An 18259-nucleotide genomic window follows, 5' to 3' on the forward strand; every position below is an offset into this window, starting at 1 on the left:
ACAATCTACCCCTCCCCGCCCCTTCCCCTTTCTGTTGCCCCCGCGCCCCGGCGGCGCCCCCCCGCTTGGGGCCCGCCCCGCCGACGGTCAGCCCCAGCGGATCGGCAGCGGCAGCGCCGTCAGCAGTCCCGACAGCGCGACCACCACCCCCAGCGCGACGGCCTCGGCCCGCGCGGGGGAGGCGGCGGCCAGCGGGTCGGGGGCGCGGCGCAGCCGGATCCGCGCCCACAGGGCCAGCACGGCGACCGCGGCCACGAGGAGGACCTTGGCGAGCAGGGCGCGCCCGTAGGCGGTCGTCGTCAGCTGGTCCAGGACCGTGTCCGCCGGCATCCGGCGCAGCGTGCTCCACACGCCCGTCGCGGTGATCACCGCCAGCAGGACGGCCGCCACGCGCGCGTAGCGGCCCAGCAGCGCCGTGCCCGCCGCACTCCCGCGCCACGGCCCGAGGGTGCGCAGCACCCGCAGCAGGCCGCCCGCCCACAGCGAGGCACAGGTGAGATGGACGAGCGTCAGCGCCGAGCCCGTCGACGCGCCGTGCTCGGCCGGGGGATGCGCGCGCAGCGCCTCCGCGACGGCCACCGCGGCCAGCGGCACCACCTGGCTGCCCGGCCGGCGCGACAGCGCGCACAGACCCGCCACGGCGAAGGCGTTGACCTCCAGCAGCGCGAGCCTGCCGTCGTAAGAGCGGTACAGGCCGCCGACGTCGATCTGCGCGAGCCCCACCGGCACCAGGTTGCCGGTGGCGACGACCGAGGCGAGCGCCAGCGCCGCGAGGAATCCGGCGGCGGCCGCGTACGGGGCCCAGGCGCGCGGCGCCCCGGCGGGCGCACCGGGCACCCGTACGGCCAGCAGGTCGGCGAAGAGTTCGCCCACCGGGACGCACAGCGCACCGAACAGCACCGTCCGCAGCAGCGCGATGCCCCCGACGGCCGGCGCGGCGGCCTCGCCCGTGCCGTCCAGCGCGGCGGACGGCCCGAGCAGGGGGATCAGCGCGCCGAGCGCCACCAGCACGAGCACGGCGACGGCCGGGCCCCTGCCGGGGCGGCCGTCGCCGCTCGCCCCACGGGTGGCGGGGGCCCCGGAAAACGGTCGTATCGAAGTCACTTCAGGATCGTCGCCATCCCGCACAGAACGGGGCAACTCCATCAGGACAAGTGACAAGTCGCCTTCCGCACCTGCGGCGCGACTCCGGCCGTGCGGCCCCGACCTCGCTCACGCCCAGCGCGCCTCGTCCGCGCCCCACGGCCCAGGCGGCCGCGCCCAGTCGGCAGGCCCGCCCTCGAAGGACACCGGCGGCAGCGCGTACCGCAGCCGCCCGATCCCGCTGTCGCTCCCGGCCAGCCATGGCTGTGGACCTTCGTACGGTACGGTCCCGGGCACCCCCGGTGTGATCTCCGTGAGCCAGGCCGCCGTCCGCGCCAGCGCCAGTCGGACGAACCGGCTGCCGCCCTCGTGCGACTGCTCGGTCAGCGCCCGCAGCACCCCCGCGGCGAGCAGATAGCCCGTGCCGTGGTCGAGGGCCTGGGCCGGCAGCGCGCCGGGCCGCTCCGGCGAACCCTCGGTCGCCGCGATCCCGGTGGCCACCTGCACCAGGCTGTCGAAGCCGCGCCGACGGCCCCACGGCCCGTACGCGCCCCACGCCGACAGTTGCGCCACGACCACCCCGGGCCTGCGCTCGGCCAGCGCCTCGGGGGAGAGCCCGAACCGGTCCAGGGTGCCCGGCCGGTACCCGGTGACCACCACGTCGGCCGCCGCGAGCAGCTCCTCGAAGGCGCGCCGGTCGGTCGTCAGGTCCAGTACCGCCGACCGCTTCCCGAAGCCCGTGTCGGCGTGCGCGTCGGGGAGTTCGGGCAGCCGTGGGGAGTCGACGCGCAGCACGTCGGCGCCCAGCAGGGCGAGCGTGCGGGTGGCGACCGGACCGGCGATCACCCGGGTGAGGTCCAGGACGCGCAGCCCGGCGGCGGGCCGCAGCGGACCGCCGCCGGCCGGGGCGAGCGCGCGTACGGGCGCGGAGTCCAGCCGTGCGCGCTCCACCAGCGGCCGTTGGGCGAGCGCGGCCGCCTGCGGGTGCGCGGCCCACTCCCGCGCGGTGCGCAGGGCGACGGCGAGGCCGCCCGCCTCGTACACCGTCTCCTCCACCGCCAGGGCGGACCGCTCGGCCAGCAGACCGGCCACGTCGTCCACGGTCGCGTCGTCCCCGAGGCCCAACGCACCCAGCAACCGTGCCCGGTGGTGCGGGTAGTTGGCGTGGGTGCGCACCCAGCCGTCGGCGGTCCGCCACAGCCGCGACAGCGGTGCGAAGGCGACCGGGGCCCGTCCGTCGACCAGCAGGTGCCGTTCGCTGACGAACGCGGTCGCCACCGCCCCGTCGTCCACGTGGACCCCGGGCACCCGGGGCAGTCCGGCCCGCCGTGCGCCGAGTTCGGCGGCGGCCAGCGCGCAGGTGCCCACGCACATCCGCGCCAGCTCCCGTACCGGAAGCCGGGCCGCGAGGGCTCCGTGCCGTACGACGGTCGAGCCGTGCGCGAGGAGGGCGGGATCACCGCCCAGCGCGGTCCATGCGTACTTGATTCCAGTCATGACTGCACTATGCAGTATTGATCGAATCAATATACGTGCCGAAGTGCGGATGAAGTACGGATGATGTGGACGACGAACGGGCCGGAGGGATGCACCCCCCGGCCCGTCCTCCGTCAGTCCTCCGTCCGGAGCTACTTCACCGCGCGCAGCGCGTTGACGATGCCGAAGCCGTAGAAGCCGTTGACGCGCTTGCCGCCCACGCAGGTCGCGTCCACGACCCCGTCGCCGTCACCGTCGTACGGCGCGGTCGGGCAACCGGGGTTGTCCGCCTGCGCCTTGAGCAGCGCCTGGAGCGTCGCGGGCGTCGCGTTCGGGTGGGACGACTTCAGCAGCGCGGCCACCGCGGCCACGTGCGGGGAGGCCATCGAGGTGCCCTGGAGGAACCCGTACTGGTTGTCGGGCAGCGTCGACAGGATGCGGCCGTTCGCCGACGGCGTGTCCGGGATCTGGTACTTGTCGCCGCCCGGACCGGCCACGTCGACGACACCGTCGCCGTAGCTGGAGTAGTACGACTTCGTGCCCTTGACGCCCGTCGCGCTCACGGTGACGACACCCGGCAACTGGGTCGGGATGTCGAAGCACTTGTGCGGGTCGACCGTCCGGGTCACGGCGGTCGAGTCGTCCGGGCTGGAGTCGTCGACCAGCGCGTTGGAGTCGAGGTCGTCATTGGAGTTGCCCGCCGAGGCCACGTTCAGCGTGCCCTTCGAACGGGCGTAGAGCTGCGCCCTGTTGACCGCGTCGACGATGGCCTTCTGGTCCGGGTCGTCCATGCAGTTGTACAGCCAGGGGTCGATGTAATAGCTGTTGTTGGTGACCTCCACACCGTGATCGGCGGCGAAGACGAACGCGCACACCACGCTCTCCGGGTAGAACAGGCTGTTCGCGTCCGGCTGGGCCACCGTGATGCTCGCGACCTTCACCCCGGGGGCGACGCCCGCGACCCCGATGCCGTTGCGCGCCGCGGCTATCTCGCCCGCCACGTGGGTGCCGTGGTAGTGGTCGGCGTCGACCGGCCGCCAGGCGCCGTACGTCGTGTCCGGCTTGCCGCTCACGCAGTTCGCGGACTGCGAGGCGGAGAAGTTCGGGGCTATGTCGGGGTGGGTGTCGTCCACGCCGGTGTCGATGACGGCGACGGTCACCTTCCGGCTGCCCGGGTTGATCGTGGCGGCCTTGTCGGCGCCTATCGCGCGCAGGTCCCACTGGTCGGCCTCGAGGGGCTCCTGGCCGGCGGCCGTGCTGCTCGCGGCCACCTTCGCGGCCTCCGCCTTGGACAGGTACTGGACCGCCCCCTCGTCCGTAGTGCCCTCCGCGGTGACCGGCGAGGTGCGCGTCGCGCCCGCCGACTGCACCCCGTGCACCTTGCGGATCTGCGCGGCGAAGCCCGGGTTCGAGGAGTGGGCGACGATCACACCGATCTTGTCGTACGTCACGACGACGGTGCCGCCGGCCGCGGCGACCGCCTTCTCGACCGACGCGATCGTACGGTGGTCCACCTTGGTGTTGACGACGTACGCGAAGGTCCCCGCGTCGGCCGCCTGGGCCACGGACTGCGTGCGCGGCGCGGCCGAGGCCGCCGCCGGCAGGAAGCCGAGCGAGGCGGTCAGGGACAGCACGACCGGCACGGCAAGGGCGAGCCGACGACTTGAACGCAGATGAGCCATGGGATCTCCACATCATCCGGAAACAAAACCGCCCGAGACACAGGTCGTGCTCGGGCAGGTACATGACGGGTGGTGCAGAGTGAAGCTATCTTCCGGACTCCTTGGCCAGCAATGACTTTCGTGGACGACTTGGGAAATAAGCGCACCGGGTTGAACCGCGTCCGGACGGGCGCCGTGACCTCGAACAGGACGCGGGAGGGCGACCGCCCGCCCGTGCCTGTCGTTCACCGACGTCAACGCACCAGCAACGCGAGGAGACTCCGTGGCCACGGACGCACCGCCCCCTTCGAAAACCGAACACCGGCTGCCCTCCACAGAGGAGTTCGTCGCGGTGCAGGAGAGCGCAGAGTTCGGTGAGCTCCGCCGCTCCTACCGCTCGTTCGCCTTCCCGCTGACCGTCGCCTTCATCGCCTGGTACCTGCTGTTCGTCCTGCTGTCGAACTACGCGGGCGACTTCATGGGCACCAAGCTGTTCGGCAACGTCAACGTGGCCCTGGTGCTGGGTCTCGCCCAGTTCCTCACCACCTTCCTCATCGCCTGGTGGACCGCGCGGCACGCCGCCGACCGGCTCGACCCCAAGGCCGACGCCATCAAGTCCCGGATGGAGGGCGGCGCATGAGCCCCGCGATCACCCACGTACACCTCGCCGCGGGCGAGGCGAGCGAGCACCGGCCGCTGATCATCACCCTGTTCGCGGTCTTCGTCGCCGCGACCCTCGTCATCACCGTCTGGGCGGGCCGCCAGACCAAGGACGCCGCCGACTTCTACGCCGGCGGACGCCAGTTCACCGCCTTCCAGAACGGACTCGCCGTCTCCGGCGACTACATGTCCGCCGCGTCCTTCCTCGGCATCGCGGGCGCGATCGCCCTCTTCGGCTACGACGGCTTCCTGTACTCCATCGGCTTCCTGGTCGCCTGGCTGGTCGCCCTGCTCCTGGTGGCCGAACCGCTGCGCAACTCCGGCCGCTACACGATGGGCGACGTCCTGGCGTACCGCATGTGCCAGCGCCCGGTCCGCACGGCGGCCGGCACCTCCACCATCGTCGTGTCGATCTTCTACCTGCTGGCGCAGATGGCGGGCGCCGGCGTCCTGGTCTCGCTGCTGCTCGGCATCACCAGCGACGGCGGCAAGATCGGCATCGTCGCCCTGGTCGGCGTCCTGATGATCGTGTACGTCACCATCGGCGGCATGAAGGGCACCACCTGGGTCCAGATGGTCAAGGCGGTCCTGCTCATCGCGGGCGCCCTGCTGCTGACCTTCCTGGTCCTGCTGAAGTTCCACTTCAACATCTCGGACCTGCTCGGCTCGGCCGCCGACAACAGCGGCAAGGGCACGGCCTTCCTGGAGCCCGGACTGAAGTACGGCGCCACGGGCACCACCAAGCTCGACTTCATCTCGCTCGGCATCGCCCTGGTCCTCGGCACCGCCGGCCTGCCGCACATCCTGATCCGCTTCTACACGGTCCCCACCGCCAAGGCCGCCCGCAAGTCCGTGATCTGGGCGATCGGCCTGATCGGCGCCTTCTACCTGATGACCCTCGCCCTCGGCTTCGGCGCCGCCGCGCTCATCAAGCCCGACGAGATCATCGCCTCCAACAAGGCGGGCAACACCGCCGCCCCGCTGCTGGCGCTCCATCTCGGCGGCGTCGACTCCACCTGGGGCGCGATCCTGTTGGCGACCATCTCGGCAGTCGCCTTCGCCACGATCCTCGCGGTCGTCGCCGGTCTGACCCTGGCCTCCTCCTCGTCCTTCGCCCACGACATCTACGCCAACGTCATCAAGAAGGGCACCGCCACCGAGAAGCAGGAGATCGGCGCGGCCCGCTGGGCGACCGTCGGGATCGGGGCCGTCTCCATCGTGCTCGGCGCCCTCGCCCGCGACCTGAACGTGGCCGGCCTGGTCGCCCTCGCCTTCGCGGTCGCCGCCTCCGCCAACCTGCCGACCATCCTCTACAGCCTCTTCTGGAAGCGGTTCACCACCTCCGGGGCGCTGTGGTCGATCTACGGCGGCCTGGTCACGGCGGTCGGCCTGGTGCTGTTCTCGCCGGTCGTCTCGGGCAAGCCCACGTCGATGTTCCCGGACGTCGACTTCCACTGGTTCCCGCTGGAGAACCCGGGCATCATCTCGATCCCGGTCGGTTTCCTGCTCGGTGTCGTCGGCACCCTGCTGTCCAAGGAGACCCCCGACTCCGGCAAGTACGCCGAACTGGAGGTCCGGTCGCTGACCGGCACCGGAGCGCACTGACCGGCACGAGTCCACGGCCGCGTCGCAGGGCCCGCAACGTCCTGCGACGCGGCCGTTCCGTGCGGTCCTACGATGTGTGCGCCTCGTGCCCGGCGGGATCGGCAACCGGTGTTGTCGGCGACGTCACGTAGGCTCAAGGTGACGGAACTGGATCCGATCCGCGACGAGGGAGGGGGCCCACGTGCTCATCGACACCTACGGCCGAGTGGCCACCGACCTGAGGGTCTCGCTCACCGACCGGTGCAACCTGCGCTGCGCCTACTGCATGCCCGAGGAGGGCCTGCAGTGGCTGTCCAAGCCCGACCTGCTCACCGACGACGAGATCGTCCGCCTGATCGACGTCGCGGTCACCTCGCTCGGCATCGAGGAGGTCCGTTTCACCGGCGGCGAGCCCCTGCTGCGCCCCGGCCTGGTCGGCATAGTCGAGCGGGTCGCGGCCCTCACCCCCCGCCCCCGGATGTCCCTCACCACCAACGGCATCGGCCTGCGCCGCACCGCCGAGGCCCTGAAGACCGCGGGCCTGGACCGGGTGAACGTCTCGCTGGACACCCTGCGCCCCGACGTCTTCAAGACCCTGACCCGCCGGGACCGCCACCACGACGTCGTCGCGGGCCTGGCCGCCGCCGCCGAGGCCGGTCTGCTCCCCGTCAAGATCAACGCCGTACTGATGCCGGGCCTGAACGACGACGAGGCCCCGGACCTGCTCGCCTGGGCGATGGAACACGGCTACGAACTGCGCTTCATCGAGCAGATGCCCCTGGACGCCCAGCACGGCTGGAAGCGCGAGGGCATGGTGACCGCGGGCGACATCCTCGCCTCGCTGCGCACTCGGTTCGAACTGACCGCCGAGGGCTCCGAGGAGCGCGGCTCGGCCCCGGCCGAACGCTGGATCGTCGACGGCGGACCGCACCGCGTCGGCGTCATCGCCTCCGTCACCCGGCCGTTCTGCGCGGCCTGCGACCGTACCCGGCTCACCGCCGACGGCCAGGTCCGCACCTGTCTGTTCGCCACCGAGGAGACCGACCTGCGTGCCGCACTGCGCGGCGGTGCCCCCGACGAGGAGATCGCCCGGATCTGGCGGCTGGCGATGTGGGGCAAGAAGGCCGGATCGGGTCTGGACGACCCCTCGTTCCTCCAGCCCGAGCGCCCGATGTCCGCGATCGGCGGCTGACCGTAACACGCGGGACCCGAGCGCCGCGGCCCGGGGGCGGCCCGAAGGCCGGGCGGAAGGTCAGGCGCCCTCGGGCGCGGTCCACTCCGCGAACTTCACCACGTCCTTGAGGAAACCCCGCACCCCCAGGAACTGGGACAGATGCTCACGGTGCTCGTCGCACGCGAGCCAGGTCTTGCGCCGCTCCGGGGTGTGGATCTTCGGGTTGTTCCACGCCAGGACCCACACGGCGTCGGCGCGGCAGCCCTTCGCGGAACAGACAGGGGTCTCGTCACTCACGGATGTCATCTCACAGGTGCGCACACAAGGCGACGCCGAGCAGCCACGGGGGGAGCTGCCCGGCGTCGGTCTGTCGCTCCGACGGGGGATGCGGAGCGCGTACGAAGTATGTCACGGGTAACCGGCCGTCGGGAGCCGGAACAGCAGGATAGATCTGAGCTTTTCTTGAGCTTGGCGCACAGCGTGCTCATGGCTGACGCTCAGTGCGATCGCCCGCCGCGTCCTCCGGGACGGATTCCGCGGACTCCTCCCGCGCCGACGGCGGCTCGATCATCGGCGGCGTCGGCAAGGTCACGAACGTCGTCGGCAGCGAAGGCGCGTTCTCCCGCCCGGCGTTGGCGACGACCACCGCGATGTAGGGCAGGACCGCGCCCAGGACCAGCGCCACGATCGCGACGTGCCGTTCCACGCCCCACAGGGTGGCCGCGAGGATCACCGACAGGGTGCGGATGGTCATCGAGATGACGTACCGGCGCTGCCGGCCGCGCACGTCGTCCTGGAGGCTCCGGCGCGCTCCGGTGATCCGGAAGACCTCTACGTCGCCCCCACCGTGCAGCTTCCGCATCACATTCCACCATCCGCCCGCATCGGACTCTCCCAGGCCGCCGCCCGGCCGGAAAACCGGGTCCGAACAGCTTCCACGTTACGCCGCGGCTGCGCCGCCTTCGAGACCGGGGCGCGTCCCGTCCGGGCGATCCACCTGCGCCGTCCCCTGTACGACCGGACCCGACATGCGCCGTACGAGGGGCGGGCGGACACTGACCGTACTGCTCACGTCAAGTTGTGCGAGGAGGCAGTCATGGGCTGGTTGTGGGCCATCATCGTGGGGTTCGTGCTGGGCCTGATCGCCAAGGCGGTCATCCCGGGCAAGCAGCACAGCCCCCTGTGGCTGACCACCATCTTCGGCATCCTCGGCGCCGTCGCCGGCAACGCGATCGCCCGCGGACTCGGGGTCGCCCAGACCCCCGGCATCGACTGGACCCGGCACCTGTTCCAGCTGGTGGCCGCGATCATCATCGTCGCCGTCGGCGACATGGCGTACATGTCCCTGCGGGGCGGCAGAAAGCAACGAGTCTGAGGGACGGGCCCGGCGGCCCCGGCGAGGTCGATCGCCGGGGCGCGCACGGCGAAGGGGTGGCTTCCCGCACGGGAAGCCACCCCTTCGCCCGGTCCGGCCCGGCCGGCCGGGAAGATCAGCCGGCCTCGACCTCGACGGCCGCCAGGTTCTTCTTACCCCGGCGCAGCACCAGCCAGCGCCCGTGCAGCAGGTCCTCGGGAGCGGGGACCGCGTCCTCGGCGGCGACCTTGACGTTGTTCACGTAGGCGCCGCCCTCCTTGACCGTGCGGCGGGCGGCCGACTTGCTGGCCACCAGCCCGACCTCGGCGAACAGGTCCACGACCGGCCCGAGCGCGCCGACCTTGATGTGCGGCACCTCGGACAGGGCCGCGGCCAGCGTCCGGGCGTCCAGGTCCGTCAGCTCGCCCTGCCCGAACAGCGCCTTGGACGCGGCGATCACGGCGGCCGTCTGGTCGGCGCCGTGCACCAGGGTCGTCAGCTCCTCGGCCAGCGCACGCTGGGCGGCGCGCGCCTGCGGACGCTCGGCGGTCTGCTGCTCCAGCTCCTCCAGCTCCGCAGGGGATCGGAAGGACAGGATCCGCATGTACGTCGAGATGTCCCGGTCGTCCACGTTCAGCCAGAACTGGTAGAACGCGTACGGCGTCGTCATCTCGGGGTCGAGCCAGATGGCGCCGCCCTCGGTCTTGCCGAACTTGGTGCCGTCCGCCTTGACCATCAGCGGCGTCGCCAGCGCGTGTACCTGGGCGTGCGGCTCCAGGCGGTGGATCAGATCGAGACCCGCGGTGAGGTTGCCCCACTGGTCGCTGCCGCCCTGCTGCAAGGTGCAGCCGTGGCGCCGGTACAGCTCCAGGAAGTCCATGCCCTGGAGGAGCTGGTAGCTGAACTCCGTGTAGCTGATGCCCTCCTCGGACTCCAGGCGCCGGGCCACGGAGTCCTTGGTGAGCATCTTGTTGACGCGGAAGTGCTTGCCGATGTCCCGCAGGAACTCGATGGCCGACAGTCCGGCCGTCCAGTCCAGGTTGTTCACCATGACCGCGGCGTTGTCGCCCTCGAAGGACAGGAACGGCTCGATCTGCGAGCGCAGCCGGGTCACCCAGTTCGCGACCGTCTCCGGGTCGTTCAGCGTGCGCTCGGCCGTCGGGCGCGGGTCGCCGATCTGCCCCGTCGCGCCGCCGACCAGGGCCAGCGGACGCAGGCCCGCCCGCTGGAGCCGGCGCATGGTGAGCACCTGCACCAGGTGGCCGACGTGCAGGCTCGCCGCGGTCGGGTCGAAACCGCAATAGAACGTGACGGGACCGTCCGCGAGCGCCTTGCGCAAAGCCTCTTCGTCGGTGGACAGGGCGAACAGGCCCCGCCACTTCAGCTCGTCGACGATGTCCGTCACGGTTCTCGTATCTCCTTGGACGTTCTTCGGGCGTCGTAGCCACGGCCGTCGCACGACAGCCGTGGCTACGAGGTTATACGCCCTGGCTGACAGAGCTCATATTGAAGTCCGGCACCCGCAGCGCGGGCATCGCAGCCCTAGTGAACCAGTCGCTCCACTCGCGAGGCAGCGTCTTTTCGGTGCGCCCCGCCTCCGTCGCCCGCCCCAGCAGGTCGACCGGAGACTCGTTGAACCGGAAATTGTTGACCTCGCCGGTCACCTCGCCGTTCTCGACCAGGTAGACGCCGTCCCGGGTCAGACCCGTGAGCAGCAGGGTCGCCGGATCGACCTCGCGGATGTACCAGAGACAGGTCAGCAGCAGCCCCCGCCCGGTGTCCGCGACCATCTCCTCCAGCGAGCGGTCCGCGCCCCCGTCCAGGATCAGGTTGTCGATCGCCGGCGCCACCGGCAGCCCGGTCAGGCCGGCACTGTGGCGGGTGGTCGTGAGGTTCTTCAGCTCTCCCGCCCCGACCCATTCGGTCGCCCGGACCGGCAGCCCGTTGTCGAACACCGACTGGTCGCCGTGCGAGGAGTGCGCGATCACGAAGGGCGCGGTCTCCAGGCCGGGCTCGTTCGGGTCGCTGCGCAGGGTCAGCGGCAGTTCCGACAGCCGGTCGCCCAGACGGGTGCCGCCGCCCGGCTTGGAGAACACCGTCCGCCCCTCGGTCGCGTCCCGCCCCGACGCCGACCACATCTGGTAGATCAGCAGGTCGGCGACCGCGGTCGGCGGCAGCAGCGTCTCGTAGCGGCCCGCGGGCAGCGCCACCCGGCGCTCCGCCCAGCCCAGCCGTACGGCCAGCTCCGCGTCCAGCGCGGCGGGGTCCACGTCCTTGAAGTCCCGGGTCGACCGTCCGGCCCAGGCCGACCGGGTACGGTCCGGCGACTTGGCGTTGACCTCCAGCGTCCCGGTGGGCTGGTCGTGCCGCAGGCGCAGCCCCGTCGACGTACCGAGATAGGTCGACACCAGTTCGTGGTTGGCGAAGCCGTACAGCTCGCGTCCGCCCGCCCGCGCGCGGGCGAACGACTCCCCGAGCGCCGGGGCGAAGTCGGCGAACACCGCGGAGGAGGTCTCCACCGGCGCCTCGGTGAAGCCGGGGGCCTCCGGCACGCTCGTGACCAGCGGCTGCGCGTCCTCGGCCGGCCCCGCGGCGCGCGCGGCGGCCTCGGCGGCCCGCACCAGCGGCTCCAACTCCTGCGCCGTCACGGCGGACCGCGACACCACACCGGAGGCGGTGCCCTCCTTGCCGTCGACGGTCGCGATCACCGTGAGCGTACGCCCGCGCGTGACCCCGTTCGTGGTGAGCGCGTTGCCCGCCCAGCGCAGGTTGGCGGTGGAGTGCTCGTCGGCGATGACGACACACCCGTCGGCACGGGACAGCGCCAAGGCCCGCTCGACGACCTCGTGCGGCTTGCTCGTACGGGCGCTCATCGGCCGGCCTCCTGCGTGGTGTTGAGACTGTGCTTGCCCGGGGGGCAACCCCCGGCCCCCCGGCCGATCCGGATGCGGGCGCTCATCGGCCGGCCTCCTGCGTGGTGTTGAGGATGTTGACGCCACGGAACAGGGCGGACGGGCAGCCGTGGGAGACGGCCGCGACCTGGCCGGGCTGGGCCTTGCCGCAGTTGAACGCGCCGCCGAGGACATACGTCTGCGGGCCGCCGACGGCCTCCATGGACCCCCAGAAGTCGGTGGTCGTGGCCTGGTAGGCGACCTCCCGCAGCTGGCCGGTGATCCGCCCGTTCTCGATCTTGAAGAAGCGCTGCCCGGTGAACTGGAAGTTGTACCGCTGCATGTCGATGGACCAGGACCGGTCCCCGACGACGTAGATGCCCCGGTCGACACCGCCGATCAGGTCCTCCGTGGACATCCCCGCGGGATCGGGCCGCAGCGACACGTTGGCCATGCGCTGCACGGGCACATGGCCCGGCGAGTCGGCGAACGCGCACCCGTTGGACCGCTCGAACCCGGTCAGCCGGGCGGTCCGCCGGTCCAGCTGGTAGCCGACCAGGGTGCCGTCCTTCACCAGGTCCCAGGACTGCGCCTCGACGCCCTCGTCGTCGTACCCGACGGTCGCCAGGCCGTGCTCGGCGGTCCGGTCACCGGTGACGTTCATCTGCGGCGAGCCGTACCGCAACGTGCCGAGCTGGTCGAAGGTGGCGAACGAGGTACCGGCGTACGCGGCCTCGTAGCCGAGCGCGCGGTCCAGCTCGGTCGCGTGCCCGATGGACTCGTGGATCGTCAGCCACAGGTTGGACGGGTCGACGACCAGGTCGTACAGCCCCGGCTCGACACTGGGCGCCCGCATCTTCTCCGCCAGCAGCTCAGGCAGCTGCGCCAGCTCCGACTCCCAGTCCCAGCCCGTGCCGGTCAGGTACTCCCAGCCGCGGCCCACGGGCGGCGCGATCGTCCGCATCGAGTCGAACTCGCCGCTCGACTCGTCCACCGACACCGCGGTCAGCTGCGGATGCAGCCGCACCCGCTGCTGCGTGGTGACGGTCCCGGCGGTGTCCGCGTAGAACTTGTTCTCGTGCACGGTGAGCAGCGAGGCGTCGACGTGGTTGACGCCGGGCGCCGCCAGCAGCTGCCCGCTCCACTGCGCCAGCAGCCCCGCCTTCTCCTCGTCGGGCACGCCGAACGGATCGATCTCGTACGACGAGACCCAGGTCTTCTCCGCGTGCACGGGCTCGTCGGCGAGCTCGACCAGCTCGTCCGACCCGGCCGCCCTGAGCACCTGGGCGGAGAGCTTGGCCATCGCCACCGCCTGGGAGGCGACCTTGGCCGCCGCGTCCATCGTCAGATCGACGCCCGACGCGAACCCCCACGTGCCGCCGTGCACGACCCGCACCGAGTACCCGAGGTCCGTGGTGTCGGACGACCCCGACGGCTTCGCGTCCCGCAGCCGCCACGACGCGCTGCGCACCCGCTCGAACCGGAAGTCCGCGTGCTGCGCGCCGAGCGCACGCGCCCGCGCGAGCGCGGCGTCGGCGAGGGCCCTGAGCGGCAGCGCCAGAAATGACTGATCGATTTCATGGGGCACGGATGGGGATCCCTTCGAGCTTCTCGCGGAACAGTGGGAGGGTACGGGGCCAACTCCCGTACCCTCCCACGAACATCACGTCTGATGTCGACTCAGTCGCCCGATGTGGAGCGCGCCGCGAGCGCGGTGAACGCCGCCCAGGCGCTCGGCGTGACGACGAGGGGACGGATCGCCTTGTCCTTGGAGTCACGGACGCGGACGGCTTCGGGGTGAATGGCGACCTCGATGCAGTTGTCGCCGTCTCCGCCGCTGTAGCTGCTCTTGAACCAGCTCAGCTCGGGGGTGATGCTCATAGCACTCCTCGCATCTGTACCAGCAGGTTCACCGTAGCCCGGCAATCCAGGGCCTGGGAACGCAGCTTGCCATAGCGCTGATGGAGGACGCTGACCTCACCGGGATCGGCGATCAGAGTGCTAGACCGATGCCCCTCTGTGTAACCGAACCACTGGTGTCCAGGCGTCTCGGCCAGGTACAGCTGACCATCGGTTCCGCAGTGATCCTCCTGACGCAGAGGCATGATCTGGATCTCGACGTTGGTCCGCTGCCCGACGTCCAGCAGGTGGTCGATGACGGTCCTGGTGACCGGTGTGCCACCCACTCCGCGTTCCAGGACGGCCTGCTCGATGATGAACGTGAACGCGGTGTTCGGTCGCCCGGCCAGTAACGTCTGGCGTTCGAGGCGGGCCGCCACCCTGTGGTCGATCTGCTCCTCGGTGAACGGCGGCAGCTGACGCTCGAACACCGCCCGCGCGTACTCCTCCGGCTGCAACAACCCCGGAACCGCCCGGCATTCGTACGCATACAAGGAGATCGCCTCCTCCTCGATCCCCGCCCACTGCCGGAACCATGAAGCCAGTCCCGCCCGCCTGCTCAGGCTTCTCGCCGCCGCGCCGAGTACCTTGAGGGCGACCGGCCCCAGCACCCCCTCCGCCCGTGCGGGCAGATCGGCCGGCGGGAACCTCTTGCCCTGCTCGATCTTGGCGACGTACGCGGCCGAGTACCGCACCCGCAGGGCGAACTCCTCCTGGGTCAGGCCGGATTCCTCCCGCAACGCCTTCAGGACCGCGCCGTAGGTCTTGAGGCTGTCGGACAGTTCGGGTTCGGTGTTCGTGCCGCCGCCATGGTCTGCCGTCATCTCCGCGCGCCTCCTGTGTTCACGCCCTTGCCGCCCCGCTGAACCGGCCGTGTCAGCCAAGAGTCACGGAGAGTTACCCACCCGGTCCAGAGTGTGCACCGATACAAGAGCGTCTGTATGGGTGTCGTGCCTGTTGGTGGAGTGACGGGGGCCGGAACCTTGGCCGCATGCCCGTACCGCAGGCCCAAGAGGCCGTTACCGTAAGTGTGTTCGCCCAACGGTTCTCCGCCACCCGGCGCGGGGCGAGACTCGCCCGCAGGCTGGCCACGCACCGACTCGACGTCTGGGGCGTTCCGTACGGCAGCCCGGTGTCCGACACCGTCGCCCTCGTCGTCGCCGAACTCGCCGCCAACGCCGTGCTGCACGGCCGGGTCCCCGGACGGGACTTCGAACTGCGGCTGCGCTGCGACCGTACCGCCGCGGTCGTGCGCGTCGAGGTGTCCGACACCCACCCGGGGCGCCCGGAGCCCCGGCGGCCGGGCGCGGATCCCGCGGACGCGGACGGTGGGAGGGGCCTGCTCGTCGTGGCGGCCGTGGCCGTGCGCTGGGGTGCCGACGCGCGCCCGGGTCCGGGGAAGACCGTGTGGGCGGAGTGCGGACTGTCGGGCCGGTCACCCGAATGAACCCATGTGGCTACCATGGGTCACCGATGTTCTCTCCCGGGCGGTGGATGCCGACGGCCGTCGGGGTGGCCGGGTCTCGTCTGCGCACCAGGTCCGCAGGCCTGACCGCTTGATCGGTGCACTGTAGGAACCCGACATGACTCAAGGGGAGCCACTGTCGGTGCCCGCTTCCTTGCGGGCAGGCCCCTACCGATAGGTTTTCGGTGAAGCCGCCTGTGGTCCAATTCGTTCGGGCGGGTGTGTCAAACCCCTACGGAAAGGGTGATCCGTTGAGCCGCTCGGTTCTCGTCACCGGAGGAAACCGGGGCATCGGCCTCGCCATCGCCCGCGCGTTCGCCGATGCCGGCGACAAGGTCGCCATCACGTACCGGTCGGGCGAGCCGCCGGCCGCGCTGACCGAGCTGGGCTGCCTGGCCGTCAAGTGCGACATCACCGACACCGAGCAGGTGGAGCAGGCCTACAAGGAGATCGAGGCCGCGCACGGCCCGGTGGAGGTGCTGATCGCCAACGCCGGCGTCACCAAGGACCAGCTCCTGATGCGCATGTCCGAGGAGGACTTCACCTCGGTCGTCGACACCAACCTCACCGGCACCTTCCGCGTGGTCAAGCGCGCCAACCGCGCCATGCTGCGGGCCAAGAAGGGCCGGGTCGTCCTCATCTCGTCGGTGGTCGGACTGCTCGGCTCCGCCGGACAGGCCAACTACGCCGCCTCCAAGGCCGCCCTGGTCGGCTTCGCGCGCTCGCTCGCCCGTGAGCTGGGCTCGCGCAACATCACCTTCAACGTCGTCGCGCCCGGTTTCGTCGACACCGACATGACCAAGGTGCTCACCGACGAGCAGCGCGCGGGCATCGTCTCGCAGGTCCCGCTCGGCCGGTACGCGCAGCCGGAGGAGATCGCCGCGACGGTGCGGTTCCTCGCCTCGGACGACGCTTCGTACATCACTGGAGCCGTCATCCCCGTTGACGGCGGACTGGGAATGGGTCACTGATCACCATGAGCGGAATTCTCGAGGGCAAGCGCATCCTGATCACCGGTGTGCTGACGGAGGCCTCGATCGCCTTCCACGCCGCCCGGCTGGCCCAGGAGGAGGGCGCCGAGGTCATCCTGACCGCGTTCCCGCGCCCCACCCTGACCGAGCGCATCGCCAGGAAGCTGCCGAAGCCTGCCAAGGTCATCGAGCTGGACGTCACGAACGAGGAGCACCTCGCCCGGCTGGCCGACGTCGTCGGCGAGGAGCTCGGCGGCCTCGACGGCGTCGTGCACTCCATCGGCTTCGCGCCGCAGGACGCGCTCGGCGGCAACTTCCTCAACACGCCGTTCGAGTCGGTGTCCACCGCCATGCACGTCTCGGCGTTCTCGCTGAAGTCGCTGACCATGGCCTGCCTGCCGCTGATGCAGAACGGCGGCTCGGTCGTCGGCCTCACCTTCGACGCCTCGTTCGCGTGGCCGCAGTACGACTGGATGGGCCCGGCCAAGGCCGCCCTGGAGGCCACCAGCCGCTACATCGCGCGCGACCTGGGCAAGCAGAACATCCGCTGCAACCTCGTCTCCGCGGGCCCGCTCGGCTCCATGGCCGCCAAGTCCATCCCGGGCTTCAGCGATCTGGCCTCCGTGTGGGACAGCCGCTCCCCGCTGGAGTGGGACCTCAAGGACCCGGAGCCGGCCGGCAAGGGCGTCGTCGCACTGCTGAGCGACTGGTTCCCGAAGACCACCGGTGAGATCGTCCACGTGGACGGCGGTCTGCACGCCATCGGTGCGTGATCCTTCGTACGTCGTCCCGTACGACGTCGACGCCCCGTTCCCCGCAGCGCGCGGGGGGCGGGGCGTCACCCGTTCGGCCCCTTCGACCAGGCCTGTCCGGGTGACGGTTGCGCACAATGGAGTAACGCGTACCCCACGCGAGATCCTCCCCAGCACGGCCGAGGAGGTCCCCCTTGTGCGCCTGTCCCACAGCCTGGCCCCAGTGACCGTAGCCGTCGCTCTTGTGCTGTCCCTGCCGTACGAGGCGATGCCCCACCCGCGTGTGAAGGCAGGGGACCGTCCGGCCACGCGGCAGCCGTTCGGGTCCGAGTGCCGGACCACCGTCAGCGGCTCCCATGTCGTCGCCTACTGCCACAACCCCTATGCCGACATCGATCGCGTCGCTCTGCACGTCGAGTGCGACCGTTGGTGGGACCTCGACGTCGACGGGCCCGTCGTCGACACCGGACCCGCGATGACCGTACGACTGGCCGGCCGGTGCTGGATGGAGGTGCGGTCGGTGTGGATCAGTCACCAGAAGCGGTGAAGCGCCCCGGCCGGCACAGCAGCGGATAGCCGGCCGCCTCCGCGGCGGCCGTGTCCGCGTCGCCCGAGCGGATCGCGTCGACCAGCCGGGTGTGCTCCATGTACGCCTCCGGCGTCAGCTCCTCGCCGACGTCGTCGCGCAGCCAGTCGCGCAGCACCTCGCCCAGGTCCGCGTGCATCGCGGTCATGACGTCGTTGTGGGACGCGGACACCACCGCCAGGTGGAAGGTCGCGTCGGCCACCACGAACGCCTCCGCGTCCCCCGAAGCCCAGGCCTCCTCGCGGCGCAGCAGCAGCGTGTCGAGCTGCTTGAGGTCCTTCTCGGTACGCCGCTCGGCCGCCAGCCGGGCCGCCGCGGACTCCAGCGCGGAGCGCAGTTCGGCGATGTGCCGCGGATCAGCGCCGGAGAAGCGGCGGTGCATCACGCCCGCCAGCTCGCTGGTCGCCACGACATAGGTGCCGGAGCCCTGGCGGATGTCCAGCAGACCGTTGTGCGCGAGCGCCCGGACGGCCTCGCGGACCGTGTTGCGGGCGACCCCGAGCTGCTCGACCAGCTCGGGCTCGGTCGGGATCCGGGAGCCGACCGGCCACTCGCCCGAGGTGATCTGGTTGCGCAGCTCGGCGATGACCTGCTCGGACAGCGCCGAGCGACGGGGATGGCTCAGGGGCATGGCACACCTTCGCACGCGGCGGGCGGGAGCGGGCCACCCGGGGATGGACAACCAATCATCCCATGATTCTAT

At 71.1% G+C, this 18259-nt stretch carries 19 protein-coding genes; 8 read left to right on the top strand and 11 right to left on the bottom strand.

Annotated elements, in window-relative coordinates:
- Positions 1 to 87: 87 nt before the first annotated feature.
- The 3 genes from ACWC24_RS38940 to ACWC24_RS38950 all read right to left on the bottom strand — a co-directional run bounded on the left by ACWC24_RS38940 (position 88) and on the right by ACWC24_RS38950 (position 4241).
- Positions 88 to 1104, bottom strand: a complete 1017-nt coding sequence (locus ACWC24_RS38940; protein ID WP_450667639.1) for a CopD family protein — start codon at positions 1102 to 1104, stop codon at positions 88 to 90.
- A gap of 108 nt (positions 1105 to 1212) precedes the next feature.
- Positions 1213 to 2580 (bottom strand): CoA transferase, encoded by a 1368-nt coding sequence (locus ACWC24_RS38945; RefSeq protein ID WP_450667640.1) that lies wholly within the window; start codon positions 2578 to 2580, stop codon positions 1213 to 1215.
- A 131-nt stretch (positions 2581 to 2711) separates the two neighbouring features.
- Positions 2712 to 4241 (bottom strand): S8 family peptidase, encoded by a 1530-nt coding sequence (locus ACWC24_RS38950; protein ID WP_450667641.1) that lies wholly within the window; start codon positions 4239 to 4241, stop codon positions 2712 to 2714.
- A 262-nt stretch (positions 4242 to 4503) separates the two neighbouring features.
- Here ACWC24_RS38950 and ACWC24_RS38955 point away from each other — a divergent pair, with 262 nt between their 5' ends.
- The 3 genes from ACWC24_RS38955 to moaA all read left to right on the top strand — a co-directional run bounded on the left by ACWC24_RS38955 (position 4504) and on the right by moaA (position 7656).
- Complete coding sequence (locus tag ACWC24_RS38955) at positions 4504 to 4860, top strand: DUF485 domain-containing protein (protein WP_351618481.1); 357 nt, start codon at positions 4504 to 4506, stop codon at positions 4858 to 4860.
- The gene (locus ACWC24_RS38960; protein WP_450667642.1) at positions 4857 to 6485 is read left to right on the top strand and encodes a solute symporter family protein; all 1629 of its coding nucleotides are present in this window, start codon (positions 4857 to 4859) and stop codon (positions 6483 to 6485) included. The genes ACWC24_RS38955 and ACWC24_RS38960 overlap by 4 nt, the downstream gene beginning before the upstream one ends.
- A gap of 181 nt (positions 6486 to 6666) precedes the next feature.
- A complete protein-coding gene (gene moaA, locus ACWC24_RS38965) occupies positions 6667 to 7656 on the top strand; it encodes a GTP 3',8-cyclase MoaA (RefSeq protein ID WP_450667643.1) in 990 nt (329 codons plus the stop codon).
- Between the two features lie 60 nt (positions 7657 to 7716).
- On the opposite strand, the gene ACWC24_RS38970 is transcribed toward moaA, so the two are convergent.
- Both ACWC24_RS38970 and ACWC24_RS38975 read right to left on the bottom strand, forming a co-directional pair.
- Positions 7717 to 7935, bottom strand: coding sequence for a hypothetical protein (locus tag ACWC24_RS38970; RefSeq protein WP_162469184.1), 219 nt, complete (start codon positions 7933 to 7935; stop codon positions 7717 to 7719).
- A gap of 187 nt (positions 7936 to 8122) precedes the next feature.
- Positions 8123 to 8500 carry a DUF3099 domain-containing protein gene (locus ACWC24_RS38975; RefSeq protein ID WP_450667644.1) on the bottom strand — a complete coding sequence of 126 codons (378 nt, stop codon included), beginning with the start codon at positions 8498 to 8500 and terminating at the stop codon, positions 8123 to 8125.
- Between the two features lie 234 nt (positions 8501 to 8734).
- Here ACWC24_RS38975 and ACWC24_RS38980 point away from each other — a divergent pair, with 234 nt between their 5' ends.
- Positions 8735 to 9013, top strand: a complete 279-nt coding sequence (locus ACWC24_RS38980; protein WP_450667645.1) for a GlsB/YeaQ/YmgE family stress response membrane protein — start codon at positions 8735 to 8737, stop codon at positions 9011 to 9013.
- 115 nt (positions 9014 to 9128) lie between these two features.
- On the opposite strand, the gene tyrS is transcribed toward ACWC24_RS38980, so the two are convergent.
- The 5 genes from tyrS to ACWC24_RS39005 all read right to left on the bottom strand — a co-directional run bounded on the left by tyrS (position 9129) and on the right by ACWC24_RS39005 (position 14606).
- A complete protein-coding gene (gene tyrS / locus ACWC24_RS38985) occupies positions 9129 to 10397 on the bottom strand; it encodes a tyrosine--tRNA ligase (RefSeq protein ID WP_450667646.1) in 1269 nt (422 codons plus the stop codon).
- Positions 10398 to 10470: 73 nt separating this feature from the next.
- Complete coding sequence (locus ACWC24_RS38990; protein WP_450667647.1) at positions 10471 to 11865, bottom strand: metallopeptidase TldD-related protein; 1395 nt, start codon at positions 11863 to 11865, stop codon at positions 10471 to 10473.
- A gap of 82 nt (positions 11866 to 11947) precedes the next feature.
- Positions 11948 to 13471 carry a TldD/PmbA family protein gene (locus tag ACWC24_RS38995; protein WP_450667648.1) on the bottom strand — a complete coding sequence of 508 codons (1524 nt, stop codon included), beginning with the start codon at positions 13469 to 13471 and terminating at the stop codon, positions 11948 to 11950.
- A 92-nt stretch (positions 13472 to 13563) separates the two neighbouring features.
- On the bottom strand, positions 13564 to 13764 hold the full coding sequence (locus ACWC24_RS39000) for a DUF397 domain-containing protein (RefSeq protein WP_450667649.1): 201 nt from the start codon (positions 13762 to 13764) through the stop codon (positions 13564 to 13566).
- Positions 13761 to 14606 carry a helix-turn-helix domain-containing protein gene (locus ACWC24_RS39005; RefSeq protein WP_450667650.1) on the bottom strand — a complete coding sequence of 282 codons (846 nt, stop codon included), beginning with the start codon at positions 14604 to 14606 and terminating at the stop codon, positions 13761 to 13763. Before ACWC24_RS39005 ends, ACWC24_RS39000 begins: the two co-directional genes overlap by 4 nt.
- A 167-nt stretch (positions 14607 to 14773) precedes the next feature.
- Here ACWC24_RS39005 and ACWC24_RS39010 point away from each other — a divergent pair, with 167 nt between their 5' ends.
- The 4 genes from ACWC24_RS39010 to ACWC24_RS39025 all read left to right on the top strand — a co-directional run bounded on the left by ACWC24_RS39010 (position 14774) and on the right by ACWC24_RS39025 (position 17517).
- On the top strand, positions 14774 to 15229 hold the full coding sequence (locus ACWC24_RS39010) for an ATP-binding protein (RefSeq protein ID WP_450667651.1): 456 nt from the start codon (positions 14774 to 14776) through the stop codon (positions 15227 to 15229).
- 269 nt (positions 15230 to 15498) lie between these two features.
- Positions 15499 to 16218: a 3-oxoacyl-[acyl-carrier-protein] reductase gene (gene fabG / locus ACWC24_RS39015; RefSeq protein ID WP_450667652.1), complete on the top strand. Its 720-nt coding sequence runs from the start codon at positions 15499 to 15501 to the stop codon at positions 16216 to 16218.
- A gap of 5 nt (positions 16219 to 16223) precedes the next feature.
- Complete coding sequence (fabI, locus tag ACWC24_RS39020) at positions 16224 to 16991, top strand: enoyl-ACP reductase FabI (RefSeq protein WP_450667653.1); 768 nt, start codon at positions 16224 to 16226, stop codon at positions 16989 to 16991.
- Positions 16992 to 17166: 175 nt separating this feature from the next.
- Complete coding sequence (locus ACWC24_RS39025; protein WP_450667654.1) at positions 17167 to 17517, top strand: hypothetical protein; 351 nt, start codon at positions 17167 to 17169, stop codon at positions 17515 to 17517.
- Here the strand turns inward: ACWC24_RS39025 and ACWC24_RS39030 are convergent.
- Positions 17498 to 18187: a FadR/GntR family transcriptional regulator gene (locus tag ACWC24_RS39030; RefSeq protein WP_450667655.1), complete on the bottom strand. Its 690-nt coding sequence runs from the start codon at positions 18185 to 18187 to the stop codon at positions 17498 to 17500. The genes ACWC24_RS39025 and ACWC24_RS39030 overlap by 20 nt on opposite strands.
- Between the last annotated feature and the right edge of the window lie 72 nt (positions 18188 to 18259).

Source organism: Streptomyces sp. NPDC001443, assembly GCF_053597355.1.

Bases quoted from the DNA above. Each gene is read 5' to 3' on its own strand.
- ACWC24_RS38945 (WP_450667640.1), bottom strand. From the start codon at position 2,580: ATGACTGGAATCAAGTACGCATGGACCGCGCTGGGCGGTGATCCCGCC.
- ACWC24_RS38950 (WP_450667641.1), bottom strand. From the start codon at position 4,241: ATGGCTCATCTGCGTTCAAGTCGTCGGCTCGCCCTTGCCGTGCCGGTC.
- ACWC24_RS38960 (WP_450667642.1), top strand. From the start codon at position 4,857: ATGAGCCCCGCGATCACCCACGTACACCTCGCCGCGGGCGAGGCGAGC.
- ACWC24_RS38975 (WP_450667644.1), bottom strand. From the start codon at position 8,500: ATGCGGAAGCTGCACGGTGGGGGCGACGTAGAGGTCTTCCGGATCACC.
- ACWC24_RS38980 (WP_450667645.1), top strand. From the start codon at position 8,735: ATGGGCTGGTTGTGGGCCATCATCGTGGGGTTCGTGCTGGGCCTGATC.
- ACWC24_RS38990 (WP_450667647.1), bottom strand. From the start codon at position 11,865: ATGAGCGCCCGTACGAGCAAGCCGCACGAGGTCGTCGAGCGGGCCTTG.
- ACWC24_RS39000 (WP_450667649.1), bottom strand. From the start codon at position 13,764: ATGAGCATCACCCCCGAGCTGAGCTGGTTCAAGAGCAGCTACAGCGGC.
- ACWC24_RS39005 (WP_450667650.1), bottom strand. From the start codon at position 14,606: ATGACGGCAGACCATGGCGGCGGCACGAACACCGAACCCGAACTGTCC.
- ACWC24_RS39010 (WP_450667651.1), top strand. From the start codon at position 14,774: ATGCCCGTACCGCAGGCCCAAGAGGCCGTTACCGTAAGTGTGTTCGCC.
- fabI (WP_450667653.1), top strand. From the start codon at position 16,224: ATGAGCGGAATTCTCGAGGGCAAGCGCATCCTGATCACCGGTGTGCTG.
- ACWC24_RS39030 (WP_450667655.1), bottom strand. From the start codon at position 18,187: ATGCCCCTGAGCCATCCCCGTCGCTCGGCGCTGTCCGAGCAGGTCATC.